This window comes from Streptomyces sp. NPDC048420 (genome assembly GCF_040651535.1).
Classification (GTDB): domain Bacteria; phylum Actinomycetota; class Actinomycetes; order Streptomycetales; family Streptomycetaceae; genus Streptomyces.
The window spans coordinates 222,851-243,916 of the sequence record NZ_JBEZKG010000005.1; the positions used below are offsets into that span (position 1 = coordinate 222,851).

Consider the following 21,066-nt stretch of genomic DNA (forward strand, 5'->3'; position numbering starts at 1 on the left):
CTGATCCGCCGGACAGGCCCCAGGGCCGCCCCGTGCCGCTCTCAACGAACAGACGTCGGGGTGGAGTTCCCGCAGACCAGGGGAACTCCACCCAGACGACTTCGTGTTGAGGAAGCGCCAGAAACCGCTGCACGGCAACCCGGACAAGTACCCACCCCGCCGTTCCACCGACCTGTGACGTGTGGCACGATGCTGGCCACCCACCCCCACCGGCACAGCCCTCACAGGAGACGCTCCTAGTGCAGCAATCCGCCGTCCCGGAACTGGCACACACGCACACCCGCCCGATCCACTGGGTCGCCACCGCCACCGCTGTGGCGGGAGTCGTGGCCTTCTCCTCGGTCCTGCAACCGAATCCGGCGACCGCGGCCCAGGCGGCCGGCCCCGAGGCCAAACCCGCCCCCACCGTCACCACGGCACCCGATCCCGCGGACGTCCACTTCCCGATCGACTGCGGCCCGGTCAGGGCGAAGATCCAGAAACAGGCCTCCGGAGACCTCGACGGCGACGGACGGCCGGAAAGCATCGTCGTGGTGCACTGCGACGCCCCCATGGGCACCCCGCCCGACGCCGTGTACGTCATCACACGCGCGAAGGGCACCGGTGAACCCCGTGTGGTCGCCACCCTGCTGAGCCCGAAGACCCGCAACACCGTCACCGACTTCACGGTGAGCGACGGAGCCGTCCTCGCGACCCTGCTCGGCTACTCCACGTCCGACGTACCCAGTTGCTGCCCGGACGTGAAGGACAAGGCCAAGTGGCAGTGGAAGGACGGCGCGTTCGTCCGCTCGACCCCCGCGGGCACGCACACCGTCTGACCGAAGCGATCACATCTGTGAGAAATCAGACAGTGGTCACGCAGGGTGCCTTTTCGATCACTCCGCGTCCGGTCCGTAGACCTCGACCCTGTCCGAAACTCGACGTACGTGGATGCAGTCACCCGGACACTCCTTCGCGGAGTCGACCACATCGGTGAGAAGCGGCAGCGGTACGGGCGTTGTGGCGCCCCTGTCCTGCAGAAGCTCGTCGTCCGAGCCCTTCACATAGGCCAGACCGTCGATGTCCAGCTCGAACACCTCCGGCGCGTACTGGACGCAGATGCCGTCACCGGTACAGAGGTCCTGGTCGATCCAGACCTCAAGAGCCTCACCGCCGGCCCCGGCCTCCTGCTGCACGCTCATCTCTCCCTGCCGTTTATGCGTCGAGCAGAACGGGAATCCGGCCAGCTCTGACGGGTGTTGAACACTTCGACCCTACCTCCGGCAGCTTTCCAATCATGTTCGGTGGGTATTCCCCTGGCGTGAGGGAGAGCGCAAGGGTGAAGATCGGACACACCTCGACAGTCTTTGTGATCTAGGGGTTTCAATCGACACCCACCCAGGTAGGGTCTGGAAGCGTCCAGCTCCCCTTGGAGGAGGTGAGGACCGTGGCAGCCCACGACGACGACATGAACCGCGGCATCCGCCCGGGACGAGGGTCCGACGACCCGTCCGGGCAGATTGCCTACCTTGAGCAGGAGATCGCCGTCCTGCGGCGCAAGCTCGCCGACTCTCCGCGACACACGAGGATTCTCGAAGAGCGGATCGTCGAGCTGCAGACCAACCTGGCCGGCGTATCCGCACAGAACGAACGACTCGCCAACACGCTCCGTGAGGCCCGCGACCAGATCGTGGCCCTCAAGGAGGAGGTCGACCGGCTCGCACAGCCCCCGGCCGGCTTCGGCGTCTTCCTCGAAGCGAACGAGGACGGTACCGCCGACATCTTCACCGGCGGCCGCAAACTGCGGGTGAACGTCAGCCCGAGCGTCGAACTCGAAGAGCTCCGACGCGGCCAGGAAGTGATGCTCAACGAAGCTCTCAACGTGGTCGAGGCCATGGAGTACGAGAGCGTCGGCGACATCGTCACCCTCAAGGAGATCCTCGAGGACGGCGAGCGCGCCCTGGTGCAGGGGCACACCGACGAGGAACGGGTGGTACGGCTCGCCGAGCCGCTGCTGGACGTCACCATCCGCCCCGGCGACGCCCTGCTCCTCGAACCGCGCTCGGGTTACGTCTACGAGGTCGTCCCCAAGAGCGAGGTCGAGGAACTCGTCCTCGAAGAGGTCCCCGACATCGGCTACGAGCAGATCGGCGGACTCGGCGGCCAGATCGAGGCCATCCGGGACGCCGTAGAGCTGCCGTACCTCTACCCGGACCTGTTCAAGGAGCACGAACTGCGCCCGCCCAAGGGCGTCCTGCTCTACGGGCCCCCCGGATGCGGCAAGACGCTCATCGCCAAGGCCGTCGCCAACTCGCTGGCCAAGAAGGTCGCCGAGGTCACCGGTCAGGCCACCGGCAAGAGCTTCTTCCTCAACATCAAGGGCCCCGAGCTCCTCAACAAGTACGTCGGCGAGACCGAGCGGCAGATCCGCCTCGTCTTCCAGCGTGCTCGTGAGAAGGCCAGCGAGGGCACACCCGTCATCGTCTTCTTCGACGAGATGGAATCCCTCTTCCGCACCCGCGGCTCCGGCGTCAGCTCCGACGTCGAGAACACCATCGTCCCGCAGCTCCTCGCCGAGATCGACGGCGTCGAAGGCCTGCAGAACGTGGTCGTCATCGGTGCCTCCAACCGTGAGGACATGATCGACCCCGCCATCCTGCGCCCCGGCCGACTCGACGTGAAGATCAAGATCGAGCGGCCGGACGCCGAGGCCGCCAAGGACATCTTCGGCAAGTACCTGACCGAGCGCCTCCCGCTGCACTCCGACGACCTCGGTGAGCACGCAGGCAGCAAGACCACCACCGTCCAGAGCATGATCCAGACGGCCGTGGAACACATGTACGCCGAATCCGAGGAAAACCGCTTCCTGGAAGTCACCTACGCCAACGGAGACAAGGAAGTCCTCTACTTCAAGGACTTCAACTCCGGCGCCATGATCGAGAACATCGTCGGCCGCGCCAAGAAGATGGCGATCAAGGACTTCCTCGACCACAACCAGAAGGGCCTCCGCGTCTCCCACCTCCTCCAGGCCTGCGTGGACGAGTTCAAGGAGAACGAGGACCTGCCCAACACCACCAACCCGGACGACTGGGCCCGCATCTCCGGAAAGAAGGGCGAGCGGATCGTCTACATCCGTACCCTCATCACCGGAAAGCAGGGCGCCGACACCGGACGCTCCATCGACACGGTGGCGAACACCGGTCAGTACCTGTAAAGACAGGGCGGCTGCGGGTGCCCTCACCGGGGTACCCGCAGCCGACTGTTTTTCAGGCAACTAACCGGAACAAAGGCGAGCAAGGCAATGACGCAAATGATCTCCCCACCAGCGCAGAGCCGTTCTAGGCTCTTCGGTACCGCCGAGTCGCGCAGTGCGGGGACGGGCACCGCACACGCACCGGAGCGCCAGCGGTACTTGAGCGCCGCCCCCGACCGAGGGCGCCGCCGGGCAAGGAGGGCCGCATGACCGTACGGCGAGTAATGGGCATCGAGACGGAGTACGGGATCTCCGTCCCCGGCCACCCCAACGCCAATGCCATGCTCACCTCATCCCAGATCGTCAACGCCTACGCGGCGGCGATGCACCGGGCCCGCCGGGCCCGCTGGGACTTCGAGGAGGAGAACCCGCTACGCGACGCGCGGGGCTTCGACCTCGCCCGCGAAGCCGCCGACTCCAGCCAGCTCACCGACGAGGACATCGGCCTCGCCAACGTCATCCTCACCAACGGCGCACGGCTCTACGTCGACCACGCACACCCCGAATACAGCGCACCCGAGGTCACCAACCCCCGCGACGCCGTCCTCTGGGACAAGGCCGGCGAACGCATCATGGCCGAAGCCGCCGAACGGGCCGCCCAGCTCCCCGGCGCCCAGCCCATCCACCTCTACAAGAACAACACCGACAACAAGGGCGCCTCCTACGGCACACACGAGAACTACCTGATGAAGCGGGAAACCCCCTTCTCGGACATCGTGCGCCACCTCACGCCCTTCTTCGTCTCCCGCCAGGTCTTCGCCGGCGCCGGCCGCGTCGGCATCGGCCAGGACGGCCACGAACACGGCTTCCAGCTCAGCCAGCGCGCCGATTACTTCGAGGTCGAGGTAGGCCTCGAGACGACCTTGAAGCGCCCGATCATCAACACCCGCGACGAGCCCCACGCCGACGCCGAGAAGTACCGCCGCCTCCACGTGATCATCGGCGACGCGAACCTCTCGGAGATCTCGACCTACCTGAAGCTGGGCACCACGGCCCTGGTCCTGTCGATGATCGAGGACGGCTTCATCGCGGTCGACCTGGCCGTGGACCAGCCGGTCCGCACCCTGCACCAGGTCTCCCACGACCCGACCCTCCAGCGCCTGGTCACCCTCCGCAGCGGCCGCACACTCACCGCGGTCCAGCTCCAGATGGAGTACTACGAGCTCTCCCGCAAGTACGTCGAGGAACGCTTCGGCGCCGACGCGGACGACCAGACCAAGGACGTCCTCGCCCGCTGGGAGGACACCCTCAACCGCCTGGAGAACGACCCCATGAGCCTCGCCGGCGAGCTCGACTGGGTCGCCAAGCGGGAGCTCATGGAGGGCTACCGGCGCCGCGACGGCCTCGACTGGGACGACGCGAAGCTCCACCTCCTCGACCTCCAGTACGCCGACGTACGGGCCGAGAAGGGCCTCTACAACCGTCTCGCGGCCCGCGGCCGCATCAAGCGCCTCCTCGACGAGCAGGACGTCGAGAGGGCCCGTACCAAGCCTCCGGAGGACACCCGGGCGTACTTCCGCGGCCGCTGCCTGGAGCAGTACGCCGACGACGTCGCCGCGGCCTCCTGGGACTCGGTGATCTTCGACCTCCCGGGCCGGGACTCGCTCCAGCGCGTCCCAACCCTGGAACCGCTTCGCGGAACGCGAAATCACGTCAAGGAGCTCCTGGATCGCTGTCGAACGGCAGAAGACCTGGTCAGGGTGCTGTCGGGCGGCTGAACGGGTACCCGGGCCGGGTGCTCCGGCAGGGTGGAAAGCCCGGCCAGAGGGAATCATCGAGATGGTCCCCGTACGTTGTAGGAACTGCGGGGCCGATGTCAGACCCAGCTTGTAGGGTCTGATCAAGAACGGCGAACCGAGCGGGGTGAGGGGTTATGGCGACCAAGGACACCGGCGGCGGACAGCAGAAGGCCACGCGCAACACCGAGGAGGTCGAGGAGCAGGCTGCGGAGACGCAGGGTTCCGAGGACCTCAAGGAACGCCAGGAGAAGCTGAGCGACGACGTGGACTCCGTCCTGGACGAGATTGACGATGTCCTCGAGGAGAATGCCGAGGACTTCGTTCGAAGTTTCGTTCAGAAGGGCGGCGAGTAGCCTTCGAATTGAAGGGTCTCGGGGGATTCTGGGTTGGCAAGCGAAGATGGAGTGAAGCGCTGCTCGCGGTGCAAGGAGTCCAGGCCGCGGGTGGCCTTCGCCAGCAACAAGTCGGCCCGTGATGGGCTGCAGGCCTACTGCCGGGAGTGCTGGGCTGAGTACCACCAGAACCGGCAGTTGGCCAAGGGCAAGAACGTCCGGCCGAGGGTGCAGACGCCCGAGGGGCACAAGTTCTGTCGCAGTTGCGAGGAGATCAAGCCGCACAGTGAGTGGCACCGCAATGCGACGGCTACTGATGGCCTGTCGACAAGTTGCAAGGCCTGCCGTGCTGCCAAGGGGCGAGCGGGCCATCTCAAGCGCCAGTACGGCATGACCGAAGCCGAGCGTGACGAGATGGTCGCTTCGCAGATGGGGCTCTGTGCGATTTGTTTGACGGCTCCGGCCGTGCATGTGGATCACTGCCATAAGACGGGTAGGGTCCGTGGCGTACTGTGCTTCAACTGCAATTCGGCCATCGGCAAGTTGGGAGACGATCCCGACATCGGTCGTCGGGCTGTTGCTTACCTGGAGGGAATGACGTGGAAGCCAACACTCGTAGCACCGGGCGTCTACCAGCTGCCTTCCTGACGCCTGGGTCGTCGTCCTTCATGGACTTCCTGTCCGAGCATCAGCCGGAGATGCTGCCGGGCAACCGGCAACTGCCACCCACGCAGGGCGTGATCGAGGCGCCGCACGGGACGACCATCGTGGCCGTCACCTTCCCCGGCGGCGTCGTGCTCGCCGGTGACCGTCGCGCCACCATGGGCAACGTCATCGCCCAGCGGGACATCGAGAAGGTGTTCCCGGCCGACGAGTACTCGGCCGTCGGGATCGCCGGTACCGCCGGTCTCGCCGTCGAGATGGTCAAGCTGTTCCAGCTGGAGCTCGAGCACTTCGAGAAGGTCGAGGGCGCCCAGCTGTCCCTGGAGGGCAAGGCGAACCGGCTGTCCACGATGATCCGTTCCAACCTGGGCATGGCCATGCAGGGCCTGGCCGTGGTGCCGCTGTTCGCGGGGTACGACGTGGACCGGGAGAGGGGCCGGATCTTCTCCTACGACGTCACCGGCGGCCGCTCCGAGGAGCACAACTTCGCCGCCACCGGCTCCGGCTCGATCTTCGCGCGCGGTGCCATGAAGAAGCTCTTCCGCAACGACCTCACTGAGGAGGAGGCCACCACCCTCGTGGTGCAGGCCCTGTACGACGCGGCCGACGACGACTCGGCGACCGGTGGTCCCGATGTCGCCCGCCGGATCTACCCGATCGTCACCGTGATCACCGAGGACGGCTTCCGCCGGCTCACCGACGACGAGTCCTCCGAGATCGCCCGTTCGATTCTCGAGCGGCGCCTTGAGCAGCCCGACGGCCCGCGGGCCGCGCTGCTGTAGGCGCCACCCGTCTTGTTCAAGGTGATCGCAGTGACTTCCACAGAAAGGGACGGATAACCGGTGTCGACGCCGTTCTATGTTTCTCCCCAGCAGGCGATGGCCGACCGGGCGGAGTACGCCCGCAAGGGCATCGCCCGTGGTCGCAGCCTGGTCGTGCTGCAGTATGCCGACGGCATCGTGTTCGTCGGCGAGAATCCGTCCCGCGCGCTGCACAAGTTCAGCGAGATCTACGACCGGATCGGCTTCGCGGCCGCCGGCAAGTACAACGAGTACGAGAACCTGCGGATCGGCGGCGTGCGGTACGCCGATCTTCGTGGCTACACCTATGACCGTGACGATGTGACCGCTCGTGGTCTCGCCAACGTCTATGCCCAGACGCTGGGCACGATCTTCTCCTCGGCCGGTGAGAAGCCGTATGAGGTGGAGCTGGTCGTGGCCGAGGTCGGTGAGACGCCGGACGGTGACCAGATCTATCGCTTGCCGCACGACGGTTCGATCGTGGACGAGCACGGCTCGGTCGCGGTGGGCGGCAATGCCGAACAGATCAGCAGCTATCTGGACCAGCGGCACCAGGACGGTGTGAGTCTGGCCGAGGCGCTGAAGCTGGCCGTGCAGGCCCTGTCCCGGGACACCAACGGCAGTGAGCGGGAGATTCCCGCCGAGCGCCTTGAGGTCGCGGTGCTGGACCGTACGCGGCCGCAGCAGCGCAAGTTCAAGCGGATCGTGGGCCGTCAGCTCGCCCGGCTGCTGGAGGCCAACGGGGCGTCGACCGAGGCGGAGAGCGCGGAGGAGCCGGAGGAGCCGGAGGGCTTCGAGAAGGAGTGACCTCGCCTGTTCCGCTGACCTTCATCCCTTCTGTCTGTGCCCCGGCCGATCACCAGGCCGGGGCACAGGGCCGTTCAGGGGGTCCGTGGCGGGGCTGTGGAGCCTCGTACGACCAACTCGACGGGGATGTCTCCGGCCTGCGGTGTGCGGCCCTCCAGGACGGCCAGGAGGGCTTGCATGCCGCGTTCGCCGAACAGCTCGGCGTCCAGTCGTACGGTCGTCAGCTCGGGGTCGATGGCGGTGGCGAGGGCGAGGTCGTCGAGGCCGGTGACGGAGATGTCGTCGGGGACGCGCAGTCCGAGGCGTCGTACGGCCTTGTAGGCGCCGGCGGCGAGTTTGTCGTCGTCGCAGACCAGGGCGGTGGGGCGGGGGCCCGGGGTGGCGAGGGCGGCTTCGGCGGCGGTCAGGGCGCCGTCGATGGAGATGGGGGCGTGGGTCGTGCGGACGGAGGTGCCGGGGACCGTGCCGAGTTGTGCGGCCAGTTCACGCGCGCGTACCTCGAAGGTCCAGGAGGGTACGTCGGCGGCGAGGTGCAGGAAGCGGCGGTGGCCTAGGTCCAGGAGGTGGGTGGCGACCTGGCGGACGCCGTCGGCGATGTCGAGGTTGACGGTGGCGGCGCCGAGGCTGCCCGTGGGGTCGCTGTCGAGCATCACGAGGGGGAGCTGGTCGCCGCGGATGGCGGTGAGGGCGTCGGCGGCCATGGAGGAGGCGATGACGCCGTCCAGGGCGGCCTGTGCGGAGGCGAAGGGGTCGCGGGCGGGGCCGATGCCTTCGGGGGAGGGGTAGAGGACGACGCCGAAGCCGTGGTCGGCGGCCACGCGCGCGGCGCCGGTGTAGACGCCCGCGAAGAACTCGGTGGTGAGGGCGGGGACGACCAGGAGGACCGTGCGGGTGTGGCCGAGGCGGAGGTTGCGGGCGGCGAGGTTGGGCCGGTAGCCGAGGTCGCGGGCGGCTTCCCGGACGCGCTCGGCGGTGGTCTCGGAGACCCGGCCGCGCCATTTGTCGCCCAGCACCAGGGATACGGCCGCCTGGGAGACTCCGGCCGCCTGGGCGACGTCACGGCTGGTCGGGCGCGTGCTGCTGCGTGCCACCGTGGGTCCGCTCCTTCGTCTGGACGTCCGAACAGCGCACATGGTACGTATGGGAGTCGGGGTTATACGTATGACTTGGAGGCGGGACATGGCCGCGGGATACCTGGAGATCCTCAGGGCGAGGCATGCGGCGCGCCTGCTGACGGGGACGCTGGTGGGTCGGCTGCCCAATGCCACCGCGGCGATCGCGATCGTGCTGTTCGTCCGGGCGGAGGGGGGCACGTACAGCCTCGCCGGGGGGCTCGCGGCCGTCTACGGGGTCGCCAACGCCGTGGGGCAGCCGCTGCTCGGGCGGCTGGTCGATCTTCATGGCCAGCCTCGTGTGCAGTTCCCCTCCGCCGTGCTGTCGGCCCTCGCGATGGCTCTCTTCGCCTTCGCCGGCACCGACCCGCTCCCGCTCGCCTACGCGGCCGTGGCGGCGGCCGGGCTCTTCACGCCGCCGCTGGAGGGCGGACTGCGCGCGCTGTGGCCGAGCGTGCTGCGGCGCGAGGACCAGGTGCACACCGCGTACGCCATGGATGCGGTGGCTCAGGAAGTCATGTTCGCCGTGGGACCGTTGCTGGTGACGCTGTGCGTGTCGCTGTGGTCGGCGCAGGCGGCGCTGCTGGTGCTGAACGTCGTCGGGGTCCTCGGCGCGCTCTCGGTCGTCCTGTCGCCGCCCTCGCGCGCGTGGCGCTCCGCACCGCGTGAGGCGCACTGGCTGGGCGCGCTGCGTTCGCGCGGACTGCTGGCGATGCTGGGCGCGTTCCTGTTCGTCGGGATCGCGCTGGGGTCCATCACGGTCGCCTCCGTGCCGTACGCGGACGAGCACGGCGGGGACGCGGTGTACGGCTGGCTGATGGCCGGTATCGGTCTGGGCGCCCTGGTGGGCGGTCTGGCGTACGGCGTGCGGCAGTGGGCCGGTGAGCCGGCGCGGCGACTGCAGGTGCTGGTGGGCTTTCTGGCGGTGTGTTACCTGCCGCTGACGCTGATGCCGGGCCCGGTCGCCATGACGCTGCTGACGGTGCTCGCCGGGGTGTTCCTGGCACCCGTCATCGCGTGCGCCTTCGTGCTGGTCGACCGGCACGCGCCGACGGGGACGGTCACCGAGGCCTTCTCCTGGCTTGTGACGACGTTCACCGTGGGCGCGTCGGTCGGAACGGGCCTCGCGGGCCCGGTCGTCGAGCGGGGCGGGGCCGTGTGGGGCTTCGCCGTGCCGGGTGTCGCGGGGGGTGTGTCGCTGCTGGTTCTGCTGGTCACGGGACGCGTCCTCACAGCTCCCGTGGGGCGGGGGGTGGTTGCGTCTTCCTCGGAAAATGATCCAAACCGTGCTGCCGAACCCCGTTTCAGCTCGGGGGATCGGGCGTAATGTTCAGTCATGGACCGCCGCATTTTCGGGCTGGAGAACGAGTACGGCGTCACGTGTACGTTCAGGGGACAGCGCCGCCTGTCTCCCGACGAGGTGGCGCGGTACCTCTTCCGCCGTGTCGTGTCATGGGGCCGCAGCAGCAATGTCTTTCTGCGAAACGGCGCCCGCCTCTATCTCGACGTCGGGTCACATCCGGAATACGCGACACCCGAATGTGACAACGTGACCGAACTGGTCACGCACGACAAAGCTGGCGAGCGCATTCTCGAAGGACTCCTGGTGGACGCCGAACGACGCCTGCACGAGGAAGGAATCGCGGGCGACGTCTACCTCTTCAAGAACAACACGGACTCTGCCGGGAACTCCTACGGCTGCCACGAGAACTATCTCGTCGCACGCCACGGGGAGTTCTCCCGGCTCGCGGACATCCTCATTCCCTTCCTTGTCACCCGCCAGCTGCTGTGCGGCGCGGGCAAGGTTCTGCAGACCCCGCGGGGCGCCGTGTACTGCGTCAGTCAGCGGGCCGAGCACATCTGGGAGGGCGTCTCCTCGGCGACGACCCGCTCACGCCCGATCATCAACACCCGCGACGAACCGCACGCCGACGCCGAGCGCTACCGCCGCCTGCACGTCATCGTGGGCGACTCGAACATGTCCGAGACGACCATGCTGCTCAAGGTCGGCGCGACCGACCTGGTGCTGCGCATGATCGAGGCGGGCACCGTGATGCGGGACCTGACCCTGGAGAACCCGATCCGGGCGATCCGCGAGGTCAGCCATGACATCACCGGCCGGCGCAAGGTGCGTCTGGCCAGCGGCCGGGAGGCCTCCGCGCTGGAGGTGCAGCGCGAGTACTACGAGAAGGCCGTGGACTTCTGCGAGCGCCGGGGCATCCGCACCGGCACCGTCGAGCAGGTCCTGGAGCTGTGGGGCCGCACGCTGGACGCGATCGAGGCCGAGGACCTCGACCGGATCGGCACCGAGATCGACTGGGTCATGAAGTACAAGCTCATCGAGCGGTACCGGGCCAAGCACAACATGACCATGTCCCACCCGAGGGTCGCGCAGATAGACCTCGCTTATCACGACATCCACCGCCGTCGTGGTCTCTACTACCTTCTGGAGAGGAAGGGTCAAGCCGCCCGTATCTGCAACGACTTGAAGATCTTCGAGGGCAAGTCGGTTCCGCCGCAGACCACTCGGGCCCGGCTGCGCGGAGACTTCATCCGCAGGGCGCAGGAACAGCGCCGGGACTTCACCGTCGACTGGGTCCATCTCAAGCTCAACGACCAGGCGCAGCGCACGGTGTTGTGCAAGGACCCGTTCCGTTCGGTCGACGACCGGGTCGAGAAACTGATCGCCGGAATGTGAGCACCGCGTTCCGATTCACCGTCGGAACGCAACACGGGCGCCGTACGTTTCACGTACGGCGCCCTTCTCACGCCGTAGAGTTGCGCGCACGCCATCAACAAGATCGACCGATTACGAGGCCCCCACCGTGCGCCGACGCTCACTGCTCATCGCCGTTCCCGCAGGACTGGCCACACTCGCCGCATGCGGTGACGACAAGTCCGACTCGAGCGAGGCGAGTGACAGTACGTCGCCCTCGGCATCGCCCTCGGCCTCTCCGGCGCCGCCGGCGCCGAAGATCGTCGACGGTCCGCTGCCGGCGATCACCGCGGGCACGAAGTTCGGGGCGAAGCCGACCGTGGCCAAGGGCAGCGGCGATCCGTCCGACCAGCTCGCGGTCAAGACGGTCATCGCGGGCAACGGCACCACGGTCGCCGAGGGCGACTACATCCAGGCTCACTACCTGGGCCAGATCTGGGCCACCGCGAAGGTCTTCGACAACTCCTACGACCGTAAGACGCCGCTGCTCATCCAGCTCGCGCAGAGCAGCATCATCGACGGCTGGCGGTACGCCCTGCAGGGCAAGAAGGCCGGCAGCCGGGTCCAGTTCGCCATCCCGCCCACCTGGGGGTACGGCAAGGAGGGCAACGCGCAGGCGGGTATCAAGGGCACCGACACGCTGGTGTTCGTCGTCGACATCCAGGACACGTTCAACGCGAAGAGCTCCGCCAAGGGCAAGAACGTCGCGCAGAGCGACGCCAAGCTGCCCAAGGCCGGCACCAACACCGACGGCAAGGCCCCCTCGATCGAGATCCCCAAGGTGGACGCGCCCACCAAGCTGGTGGCGGAGTACGTCATCGAGGGTGACGGCGACGTGGTCGCGGCGGACAGCACCCTGCTCGTGCAGTACAAGGGCGTGGTCTGGGAGACCGGCAAGGAGTTCGACTCGACGTACAGCAGGAAGCAACTGGCGTCGTTCTCGCTCCAGCAGGTCGTCAAGGGCTGGGCGCAGGGCCTGACCGGCAAGAAGGTCGGCAGCCGGGTGCTCATCTCCATCCCGCCGAAGCTGGGCTACGGCGACAACCCGCCGGCCGGCAGCGGCATCGAGAAGGACTCCACGCTGGTCTTCACCGTGGACATCCTGGCGAAGATGTGACGCACGGGGGACATGCGCGAACGTCCCGGCTGCGGGGATGTAAGACTGGTCCCTGTTGCCTTTCCGTGAACCAGCAGGAGCGAGTGACGTGAGCATCGACAAGCCCGAGATCGACTTCCCTGAGGGCGCGCCCCCGGCGGACCTGGAGATCAAGGACATCTGGGAGGGCGACGGCGAGGTTGCGAAGGCCGGCCAGACCGTCACCGTCCACTACGTGGGCGTCTCCTTCAGCACCGGCGAGGAGTTCGACGCCAGCTGGAACCGTGGTCAGCCGTTCCGCTTCCCGCTGGGCGGCGGCCGGGTCATCAAGGGCTGGGACCAGGGTGTGCAGGGCATGAAGGTCGGCGGCCGTCGCCAGCTGACCATTCCCGCGCACCTCGCCTACGGCAACCAGAGCCCCACTCCGGCGATCAAGCCCGGCGAGACGCTGATCTTCGTGGTCGACCTCCTCGGCGTGTGATCGTCGTACCGGAGTCGTCAGAGGTGTCATAAGAGATCGCGTCGCGGTCGGATCGTCGTACGACATCCGACCGGATCCGATCGACCAGGGTCCATGCCTGTCCGGGCATGGGCCCTCGGCTTTTGCCTTGCTCCTTCGGGGCGGTACGGTCATCGTCCGTAAGCACCATAGGGAGGCGAAGGGCGTCGATGGCCATTGCCAAGGCTGAGCGGCTGATGAACCTGGCGCTGTGTCTGCTCGGGACGCGGCGGCCGCTCAGCAAGCGCGAGCTCCGGGAGTCCATCGAGGCCTACTTGGAAGCCAATTCCGACGACTCCTTCAATCGGATGTTCGAGCGCGACAAGGACGATCTGCGCGAACTCGGGCTCGTCATCGAGACCGTTGAGAACCTCGACGGCGAAGTCGGTTATCTCGCCCGGCGCGACAGCAACCGCCTGCCGCCCATCACTCTCGACGCCGAGGAGGCCGCCGCCCTGGGCCTTGCCGCCAAGGTGTGGCAGCAGGCCCGGCTGGCCGGTGCCGCCAGTGGCGCGCTGCAGAAGCTGCGCGCGGCGGGGCTGCCCGAGGACGTCGACCCGTACGAGGCGCATGGCGCACTCGAGCCGCGCATTCCGGTGCATGAGGCGTCCTTCGAGCCGTTGATGCTGGCCTGCCGGGACCGCCGTCCGGTCGTGTTCGAGTACCGCAAGGCCACCGCCGCCCGGCCCGAGCCCCGCCATGTCGAGCCGTGGGCGCTGGAGTGCTGGCGCGGCCACTGGTACCTGGCCGGATTCGACCGCGACCGGGGCGCCGAGCGGGTCTTCCGGCTCTCCCGGATCACCGGGAAGGTGCGCTCCCGCGGCTCACGCTTCACCGCACAGGTCCCCGACGTCGTCACCGTCCGCGAGACCGTCGCGAGCTGGGCGGGGGAGACCGCCGACCGCAGCGCGCGGATCCGGCTGCGCACCGATGCCGGGTACCCCTTGCGGGCGAAGGCCACCTCGGTTCGGGAACTGGGGGACGGGTGGGACGAGTTGGAGATTCCGTACGGCCATGGCCTGGACGCCTGGCTGGTGGAGTTCGGCCCTGACGTGGTGGTCCTGGACCCCGCCGAGCTGCGGGCCGACGTGGTGGACCGGCTGCGTGCCGTGGCCAAGGGCTGAGGGGGAGCGGAAGAGAACGTGGCAGGAAAACCGGTCAGGCCCACGAACGCCATCGACCAGACCCGGCGGATGCTCTCGCTGGTGACCTATCTCAAGGAGCGCCCCGGAGCCCGGGTCGAGGACGTCGCCCGGGCCTTCGGGATCACCGAGGACGAGCTGGTCTCCGACCTCGATGTGCTGCCCATGTGCGGCACCAGCTTCCGGGGCGGCGACCTGCTCGACATCGACACCGACGGCGAGCGGATCTGGTGGCACAACCCCGCTGCCCTCGGCGAGGAAACAGCCGAACCCCTCAGGCTCGCCGCCGACGAGGCGACCGCGCTGCTGGTGGCCGCCCGCGCGGTGTCCACGCTGCCCGGCCTCCGGGAGAGCGACCGACAGGCACTGCTTCGGGCCACCGCCAAGGTGGAGACCGCGGCCGGGGAGCAGGCGGGCGCGAGTTCCCGGCTGTCGGTGACCTTCGAGGCCGAGGGCGGTGTCTTCGCGGACGTCGACCGGGCCATCTCCGAGCGCCGGCGGCTGTGGATCCGCTACTACTCACCGGCCCGCGACGAGGTCACCGAGCGCGAGATCGACCCGATCCGCCTGGTCAGCGTCGGCCACACCTACGTGGAGGCCTGGTGCCGCCGCTCCGAGGCGCGCCGTACCTTCCGGCTCGACCGGGTCGCCGAGATCAAGATCCTCGACGAGCCGTCCGCGCCGCCCGAGATCGAGCTCAGGGACCTGTCCGAGGGGCTGGTGCAGCCTGCCGCCGAGGACCCCGAGGTGGTCGTCGAGGTCGGTCCCCGCGGCCGCTGGGTCGCCGAGTACTACCCGCACGACAGTGCGGATGAGCTTTCCGACGGCGGGCTGCGTATTACCCTCCGCACCCCCGACCCGGCATCGCTCAGGCGGCTGGCGCTCCGGCTGGGCCGTGACGGCCGTATCGTCTCGCCGCGCGACCTCGCCGACAGTGCCCGCGAGGCGGCCCGTGAGGCGCTGGCTGCCTACGACGGGGTCGAGGGGCAGGACACCCCGGGGACGCGGGGGCAGGACGGTCGGTACGACAGGCAGGAGCAGGGGCTTTGAGCGAGTCGGCGACGTCTGGTGCGGGCATGACGGTGGCTGCCGCCTTCGCGGGGATGAGAAGCGTGGCTCCGGTGACCTTCAAGGCGAGCTGCCCGGACTGCCGGGAGCGGTTCGAGCTGGCCGCCGGCGCCCTGCGCCTCGCTATCGGCGCGACCACCCGTGCCACCTTCTACTCCTTCACCTGCCCCGAGTGCGGCGCGGCGGTCCGCAAGCCCGCGGGCGAGCGGATCGTGGAGCTGCTGACGGGCGGCGGGGTCCGGACGCTGCGGCTGCACTCCACCCTCTAGGCTCGGTGCCATGTTCTGGCCGATGTTCGCGGTAGCTGTGGGTTTCGTGGGTCTCGCCGTGCTCGGTGTGCTCGCTGTCCGGGTCTTCGTCGAGGCGCAGCGCCTCGGACGGCAGGTCACGGATTCCGCGCGGCGCATCAACCGGGCCGCGGAGGACCTGGAGCGGGCGGCGGTGAGCACAGCCCGTTCTGTGGAGTCGCTGTGAGTAGCGCTGAGAGTTGGGTGTGAGTCGAGCACGGGATGCGTTTTGGGCCACTTCGCCCTGTCACCCCGGCAGGGTCGCCAGGTACTCTGCTGGTCGCGGACCGGATAACGAGGCTCGGCCGCGAACCGGGAGTACGCACAGGGATTGCCAGGCGTTCACCCCTGAGCGTTACGATCGCTGTCAGCACGACTGATCGGACACATGTCCGACCGGTCGGACAGCACCCCACAAGCCGCCTCGGTGAGAAGGTAAAGACTTATGTTCGGAAGGCTCGGCGCCCCCGAGATCATTCTCATCCTCGTCGTCATCATCCTGCTGTTCGGCGCGAAGAAGCTTCCCGACATGGCGCGCTCGCTCGGCAAGTCCGCTCGCATCCTCAAGAGCGAGGCCAAGGCGATGAAGGAAGAGGGCGGCAGCACGGCAACTCCGGCCGGTCCGCCCAACACCGACGAGCAGAACCCGGCTCAGCGCACCATCCAGGCCGCCCCCGGCGACGTGACCAGCTCGCGCCCGGTCACCGAGCCGACGGACACGACCAAGCGCTGACGCGGGGCCGGTGATCACCGGCCCGCCCGCACGAGATGGGAACGTGGGTTGCTCAAGTCTGCCCGCAAAGAGGAGAGGGATCCCGAGGGGCGGATGCCTCTCGCGGATCACCTTCGTGAGCTCCGCAACCGGCTCGCGAAGGCGATGCTGGCCATCGTCCTTGTCACGGTCGTCGCCGCCTTCTTCTACAACGACATCATCAACTTGATCACCAAGCCGATCCTCGACTCGGTCGGCTGTGACAAGTCCTTCGCGGAACTGGCTCAGTCGACGAAGTCGACCAAGCCGTGCGCCGAGATCACGATCAACGGCCTTCTCGCGCCCTTCACGCTGGCACTGAAGGTGTCGCTGATGGCCGGCGTCGTCGCGGCCTCGCCGGTCTGGCTCTACCAGCTGTGGGCGTTCGTCGCACCCGGCCTGCACCGGCACGAGAAGAAGTACGCCTACGCGTTCGTCGGCACCGGCGCACCGCTCTTCCTCATCGGCGCCTACTTCGCCTACACGGTCCTGCCGACCACGGCGCAGGTGCTGATCGGCTTCACCCCGGGCGGCACCTCCAACCTGCTGCCGCTGGACGACCTGCTCGACCTCGTCCTGCGCATGGTGCTGGTCTTCGGTCTCTCCTTCGAGCTGCCGCTGCTGCTGGTCTTCCTCAACCTCACCGGGCTGATCACCGGCAAGCGGATGCTCGGCTGGTGGCGCGGCATGATCATGGCCATCACCGTGTTCGCGGCCGTCGCCACGCCGAGCACCGACCCGCTGACGATGCTGGCGCTCGCCGCGCCGATCTGGGTCCTGTACTTCGCGGCGACCGCCTTCTCCCTGCTCAACGACCGGCGCAGGCGCCGTCGCGAGGCCGAGGGACCCGACGACGACGAGGCCTCCGACCTGGACCTCACCCCCGAGGACATCGGCGAGGTCGAGACCGTCTCCGCGAGCCGGGCGCTGCCCGAGCAGTCGGGCACGGACCGGGTCAACGGTTATGACGACGTGACCTGACACCCCGCGAACGGCTCGTAGTGTCACACCCGTGACCAGCGAGATCACCCTCTTCGTCAACCCCACCGCGGGCCGCGGCCGGGGCGCCCGAGCGGCGCAGCCGGCCGCTTCCGCGTTGCGGGCAGCCGGATTCTCCGTGCGGACCGTCCTCGGCGAGAACGCCCCCGACGCCCTCGCACGCGCGCGTGCCGCCGTCGCGGACGGCACCGGCGCCCTGATCGCCGTCGGCGGCGACGGCATGGTCAACCTCGCCCTCCAGGCCGTGGCCGGCACCTCCACCCCCTTCGGTCTGGTCGCCGTCGGCACCGGCAACGACTTCGCCCGCGCCCTGGGCCTGCCGGTGCGTGACCCCGCCGCCGCGGGCCGGCTGATCGCCGACGCCCTCAAGGACGGCCGCGTCCACGACACCGACCTCGGCCAGGTCGGCGGCCGTTGGTTCGGGACCGTCCTCGCCTCCGGCTTCGACTCCCGCGTCAACGACCGCGGCAACCGCATGAGATGGCCCACCGGCCGCCTCAAGTACGACCTCGCGATGCTCGTCGAACTCGCCGCCTTCCGGCCCGTCCCGTACCGCATCACGCTCGACGACGGTGAGGTCCGGGAGGTCGAGGCGACTCTGGTGGCGGTCGGCAACGGATCGTCGTACGGCGGCGGCATGCGGATCTGCCCCGGCGCGGACCTCACCGACGGGCTGTTCGACATCACCGTGGTCGGCGACTGCAGCCGTACGACCCTGCTGCGGGTGTTCCCGAGCGTGTACCGGGGCACCCACGTCGAGCACCCCAAAGTCAGCGTGGTGCGGGCGGCGAAGGCCGAGATCGTCGCCGAAGGGGTCACCGGGTACGCGGACGGTGAACCTCTCGGGCCGCTGCCGCTCACCGCGCGGTGTGTGCGCGGGGCCGTGGCGGTCATAGGACCCTGAACTGCGTGAGGACCAGGTTTCACGGGATCCGATCCGGATAATGATCGTCCTGTTGTCAGTGGGGCCCGGTACGCTCGAAAGCACGATGACAGAGGACCTCTCACCGGCCGAGCGGTACGCGGCAGCCCGCCTGCGGGCAGCCGAGCAGGCCACCGCGCTCGCGGGCTTCCGCGAGATGTACGACTTCGGTCTCGACCCCTTCCAGATCGAGGCCTGTCAGGCTCTCGAAACCGGGAAGGGCGTACTGGTGGCCGCCCCCACCGGCTCCGGCAAGACGATCGTCGGCGAGTTCGCCGTCCACCTCGCCCTCCAGCAGGGCAAGAAGTGCTTCTACACCACGCCCATCAAGGCGCTCTCGAACCAGAAGTACGCCGACCTGAGCCGCCGTTACGGCGCCGACAAGGTCGGCCTGCTCACCGGCGACAACAGCGTCAACTCCGACGCCCCCGTGGTCGTGATGACCACCGAGGTGCTGCGGAACATGCTGTACGCGGGCTCGCAGACCCTCCTCGGCCTCGGATACGTGGTCATGGACGAGGTGCACTACCTCTCCGACCGCTTCCGGGGCGCCGTATGGGAAGAGGTGATCATCCACCTCCCCGAGTCGGTGACGTTGGTGTCGCTGTCGGCGACCGTGTCGAACGCCGAGGAGTTCGGCGACTGGCTCGACACCGTCCGCGGCGACACCCAGGTGATCGTCTCCGAGCACCGGCCCGTGCCGCTGTTCCAGCACGTCCTCGCCGGGCGGCGGATGTACGACCTGTTCGAGGAGGGCGAGGGCAACAAGAAGGCCGTCAACCCCGACCTCACGCGGCTGGCCCGGATGGAGGCCCAGCGGCCGTCGTACCAGGACCGCAGGCGCGGCCGGGCGATGCGCGAGGCCGACCGGGAGCGGGAGCGGCGGCAGCGGTCCAGGGTGTGGACGCCGAGCCGGCCCGAGGTCATCGAGCGCCTTGACGCCGAGGGCCTGTTGCCCGCCATCACCTTCATCTTCAGCCGCGCCGCGTGCGAGGCGGCCGTACAGCAGTGCCTGTACGCCGGTCTGCGGCTGAACGACGACGAGGCCCGCGGGAAGGTGCGCGCGCTCGTCGAGGAGCGTACGGCGTCGATCCCGACCGAGGATCTCCATGTCCTCGGCTACTACGAGTGGCTCGAGGGTCTGGAGCGCGGGATCGCGGCCCACCACGCGGGAATGCTGCCGACCTTCAAGGAGGTTGTCGAGGAGCTGTTCGTACGTGGCCTGGTCAAGGCCGTGTTCGCGACCGAGACCCTCGCTCTTGGCATCAACATGCCCGCCCGCTCGGTGGTGCTGGAGAAGCTCGTCAAGTGGAACGGCGAGCAGCATGCCGACATCACGCCCGGCGAGTACACCCAGCTGACGGGGCGAGCGGGGCGGCGCGGTATCGACGTCGAGGGCCACGCGGTGGTGCTGTGGCAGCGCGGGTCGAGTCCCGAGCACCTGGCCGGGCTGGCGGGCACCCGTACTTATCCACTGCGGTCCAGCTTCAAGCCGTCGTACAACATGGCGGTCAATCTCGTGGAGCAGTTCGGGCGGCACCGCTCGCGTGAGCTCCTGGAGACGTCCTTCGCGCAGTTCCAGGCCGACAAGTCGGTCGTGGGGATCTCGCGGCAGGTGCAGCGCAACGAGGAAGGTCTGGAGGGCTACAAGGAGTCCATGACCTGCCACCTCGGCGACTTCGAGGACTACGCGCGGCTGCGGCGGGAGTTGAAGGACCGGGAGACCGAACTGGCCCGGCAGGGAGTCAACCAGCGGCGGGCCGAGGCGGCGACCGCGCTGGAGAAGCTCAAGCCGGGTGACGTCATCCATGTGCCGACCGGCAAGTACGCCGGTCTCGCCCTGGTCCTTGACCCGGGGCTGCCCGCCGGGCGGTCCAACGGCCACCGGGGCTTCGAACACCACGACGGTCCGCGGCCGCTGGTCCTGACCGCCGAGCGACAGGTCAAGCGGCTCGCCTCGATGGACTTCCCGGTTCCGGTCGAGCCGTTGGAGCGGATGCGGATCCCGAAGTCCTTCAACCCGCGCTCACCGCAGTCCCGTCGGGATCTCGCGTCCGCGCTGCGCACCAAGGCCGGGCACATTCCGCCGGAGCGGGCCCGCAAGCAGCGGTCCCAGGCGGCCGACGACCGCGAGATCGCGCGGCTGCGGACGGCGATCCGGGCGCATCCCTGCCATGGGTGCAACGACCGGGAGGACCACGCCCGTTGGGCCGAGCGCTATCACCGGCTGCTGCGGGACACCTCGCAGTTGGAGCGGCGCATCGAGGGGCGTACGAACACGATCGCGCGGACCTTTGATCGCATCGTGGCGCTGCTGACCGAGCTGGACTACCTGCGGGCCGACGAGGTCACCGAACACGGGAAGCGGCTGGCCCGGTTGTACGGCGAGCTCGATCTGCTGGCCAGTGAGTGTCTGCGGGCGGGGGTCTGGGAGGGGCTCGCTCCTGCCGAACTGGCCGCGTGCGTGTCGGCGTTGGTGTACGAGGCGCGGGTGGGCGACGACGCCATGGCACCCAAGCTGCCCTCCGGCAAGGCCAAGGCGGCGCTCGGGGAGATGGTGCGGATCTGGGGGCGGCTGGACGCGCTGGAGGAGGACTTCCGGATCAACCAGACCGAGGGGGTCGGGCAGCGGGAGCCGGATCTCGGGTTCGCCTGGGCCGCGTACATGTGGGCCTCGGGGAAGGGGCTCGACGAGGTGCTTCGGGAGGCGGAAATGCCGGCGGGGGACTTTGTGCGGTGGTGCAAGCAGGTGATCGATGTGCTGGGGCAGATTTCCGCGGCGGCTCCGGTGTCGGGGGGTGACGGGTCTTCCTCCGTTGCGAAGAACGCGCGTAAGGCTGTTGATCTGTTGCTGCGGGGGGTTGTGGCGTACTCGTCGGTGGGGTGAGGTTTTGGGGCGGG

The 21,066-nt window shown here is 68.4% G+C and carries 21 protein-coding genes; 19 read left to right on the forward strand and 2 right to left on the reverse strand.

Annotation, left to right across the window (positions count from 1 at the left end; genetic code table 11):
- The first annotated feature begins 239 nt into the window (after positions 1-239).
- Positions 240-818 carry a hypothetical protein gene (locus tag AB0D34_RS10645; RefSeq protein ID WP_362659586.1) on the forward strand — a complete coding sequence of 193 codons (579 nt, stop codon included), beginning with the start codon at positions 240-242 and terminating at the stop codon, positions 816-818.
- 57 nt (positions 819-875) lie between these two features.
- Here AB0D34_RS10645 and AB0D34_RS10650 read toward each other — a convergent pair whose 3' ends face one another.
- Complete coding sequence (locus tag AB0D34_RS10650) at positions 876-1,181, reverse strand: ferredoxin (protein WP_362659589.1); 306 nt, start codon at positions 1,179-1,181, stop codon at positions 876-878.
- A 245-nt stretch (positions 1,182-1,426) separates the two neighbouring features.
- On the opposite strand from AB0D34_RS10650, the gene arc reads away from it, so the two are divergent.
- The 6 genes from arc to prcA all read left to right on the forward strand — a co-directional run bounded on the left by arc (position 1,427) and on the right by prcA (position 7,573).
- Complete coding sequence (arc, locus tag AB0D34_RS10655; protein ID WP_362659592.1) at positions 1,427-3,193, forward strand: proteasome ATPase; 1,767 nt, start codon at positions 1,427-1,429, stop codon at positions 3,191-3,193.
- Positions 3,194-3,438: 245 nt separating this feature from the next.
- A complete protein-coding gene (dop, locus tag AB0D34_RS10660; RefSeq protein WP_362659594.1) occupies positions 3,439-4,950 on the forward strand; it encodes a depupylase/deamidase Dop in 1,512 nt (503 codons plus the stop codon).
- Positions 4,951-5,105: 155 nt separating this feature from the next.
- Complete coding sequence (locus AB0D34_RS10665) at positions 5,106-5,324, forward strand: ubiquitin-like protein Pup (protein ID WP_362659597.1); 219 nt, start codon at positions 5,106-5,108, stop codon at positions 5,322-5,324.
- Positions 5,325-5,357: 33 nt separating this feature from the next.
- A complete protein-coding gene (locus AB0D34_RS10670) occupies positions 5,358-5,951 on the forward strand; it encodes an endonuclease VII domain-containing protein (protein ID WP_362659600.1) in 594 nt (197 codons plus the stop codon).
- Positions 5,903-6,748, forward strand: a complete 846-nt coding sequence (gene prcB / locus AB0D34_RS10675; RefSeq protein ID WP_355744706.1) for a proteasome subunit beta — start codon at positions 5,903-5,905, stop codon at positions 6,746-6,748. Before AB0D34_RS10670 ends, prcB begins: the two co-directional genes overlap by 49 nt.
- Before the next feature lie 60 nt (positions 6,749-6,808).
- Positions 6,809-7,573 (forward strand): proteasome subunit alpha, encoded by a 765-nt coding sequence (gene prcA / locus AB0D34_RS10680; protein WP_362659603.1) that lies wholly within the window; start codon positions 6,809-6,811, stop codon positions 7,571-7,573.
- Between the two features lie 74 nt (positions 7,574-7,647).
- Here the strand turns inward: prcA and AB0D34_RS10685 are convergent, their stop codons facing one another.
- Entirely contained in the window at positions 7,648-8,664 is a 1,017-nt protein-coding gene (locus AB0D34_RS10685; RefSeq protein WP_362659606.1) for a LacI family DNA-binding transcriptional regulator, read from the reverse strand.
- 88 nt (positions 8,665-8,752) lie between these two features.
- Between AB0D34_RS10685 and AB0D34_RS10690 the strand changes: the two genes are divergently transcribed.
- The 12 genes from AB0D34_RS10690 (at position 8,753) to AB0D34_RS10745 (ending at position 21,052) form a co-directional block, all read left to right on the forward strand.
- The gene (locus AB0D34_RS10690; protein ID WP_362659609.1) at positions 8,753-10,012 is read left to right on the forward strand and encodes an MFS transporter; all 1,260 of its coding nucleotides are present in this window, start codon (positions 8,753-8,755) and stop codon (positions 10,010-10,012) included.
- Positions 10,013-10,021: 9 nt separating this feature from the next.
- Positions 10,022-11,383, forward strand: coding sequence for a Pup--protein ligase (gene pafA / locus AB0D34_RS10695; RefSeq protein WP_059196529.1), 1,362 nt, complete (start codon positions 10,022-10,024; stop codon positions 11,381-11,383).
- A gap of 127 nt (positions 11,384-11,510) precedes the next feature.
- The gene (locus AB0D34_RS10700; RefSeq protein ID WP_362659612.1) at positions 11,511-12,518 is read left to right on the forward strand and encodes an FKBP-type peptidyl-prolyl cis-trans isomerase; all 1,008 of its coding nucleotides are present in this window, start codon (positions 11,511-11,513) and stop codon (positions 12,516-12,518) included.
- Positions 12,519-12,606: 88 nt separating this feature from the next.
- Complete coding sequence (locus AB0D34_RS10705) at positions 12,607-12,978, forward strand: FKBP-type peptidyl-prolyl cis-trans isomerase (RefSeq protein WP_362659615.1); 372 nt, start codon at positions 12,607-12,609, stop codon at positions 12,976-12,978.
- A 188-nt stretch (positions 12,979-13,166) separates the two neighbouring features.
- Positions 13,167-14,120, forward strand: a complete 954-nt coding sequence (locus AB0D34_RS10710; protein ID WP_362659618.1) for a WYL domain-containing protein — start codon at positions 13,167-13,169, stop codon at positions 14,118-14,120.
- An 18-nt stretch (positions 14,121-14,138) separates the two neighbouring features.
- Complete coding sequence (locus AB0D34_RS10715) at positions 14,139-15,188, forward strand: WYL domain-containing protein (RefSeq protein ID WP_362659621.1); 1,050 nt, start codon at positions 14,139-14,141, stop codon at positions 15,186-15,188.
- Positions 15,185-15,475, forward strand: a complete 291-nt coding sequence (locus AB0D34_RS10720; protein ID WP_362659624.1) for a hypothetical protein — start codon at positions 15,185-15,187, stop codon at positions 15,473-15,475. The genes AB0D34_RS10715 and AB0D34_RS10720 overlap by 4 nt, the downstream gene beginning before the upstream one ends.
- A 10-nt stretch (positions 15,476-15,485) precedes the next feature.
- Complete coding sequence (locus AB0D34_RS10725) at positions 15,486-15,680, forward strand: hypothetical protein (protein WP_362659627.1); 195 nt, start codon at positions 15,486-15,488, stop codon at positions 15,678-15,680.
- A gap of 258 nt (positions 15,681-15,938) precedes the next feature.
- Positions 15,939-16,226 (forward strand): Sec-independent protein translocase subunit TatA, encoded by a 288-nt coding sequence (tatA, locus tag AB0D34_RS10730; RefSeq protein ID WP_351991843.1) that lies wholly within the window; start codon positions 15,939-15,941, stop codon positions 16,224-16,226.
- Positions 16,227-16,274: 48 nt separating this feature from the next.
- Positions 16,275-17,225 (forward strand): twin-arginine translocase subunit TatC, encoded by a 951-nt coding sequence (gene tatC, locus AB0D34_RS10735; RefSeq protein WP_362659630.1) that lies wholly within the window; start codon positions 16,275-16,277, stop codon positions 17,223-17,225.
- Between the two features lie 31 nt (positions 17,226-17,256).
- Positions 17,257-18,147: a diacylglycerol kinase gene (locus AB0D34_RS10740; protein WP_362659633.1), complete on the forward strand. Its 891-nt coding sequence runs from the start codon at positions 17,257-17,259 to the stop codon at positions 18,145-18,147.
- Positions 18,148-18,187: 40 nt separating this feature from the next.
- The gene (locus AB0D34_RS10745; protein WP_362659636.1) at positions 18,188-21,052 is read left to right on the forward strand and encodes a DEAD/DEAH box helicase; all 2,865 of its coding nucleotides are present in this window, start codon (positions 18,188-18,190) and stop codon (positions 21,050-21,052) included.
- Positions 21,053-21,066: the final 14 nt, after the last annotated feature.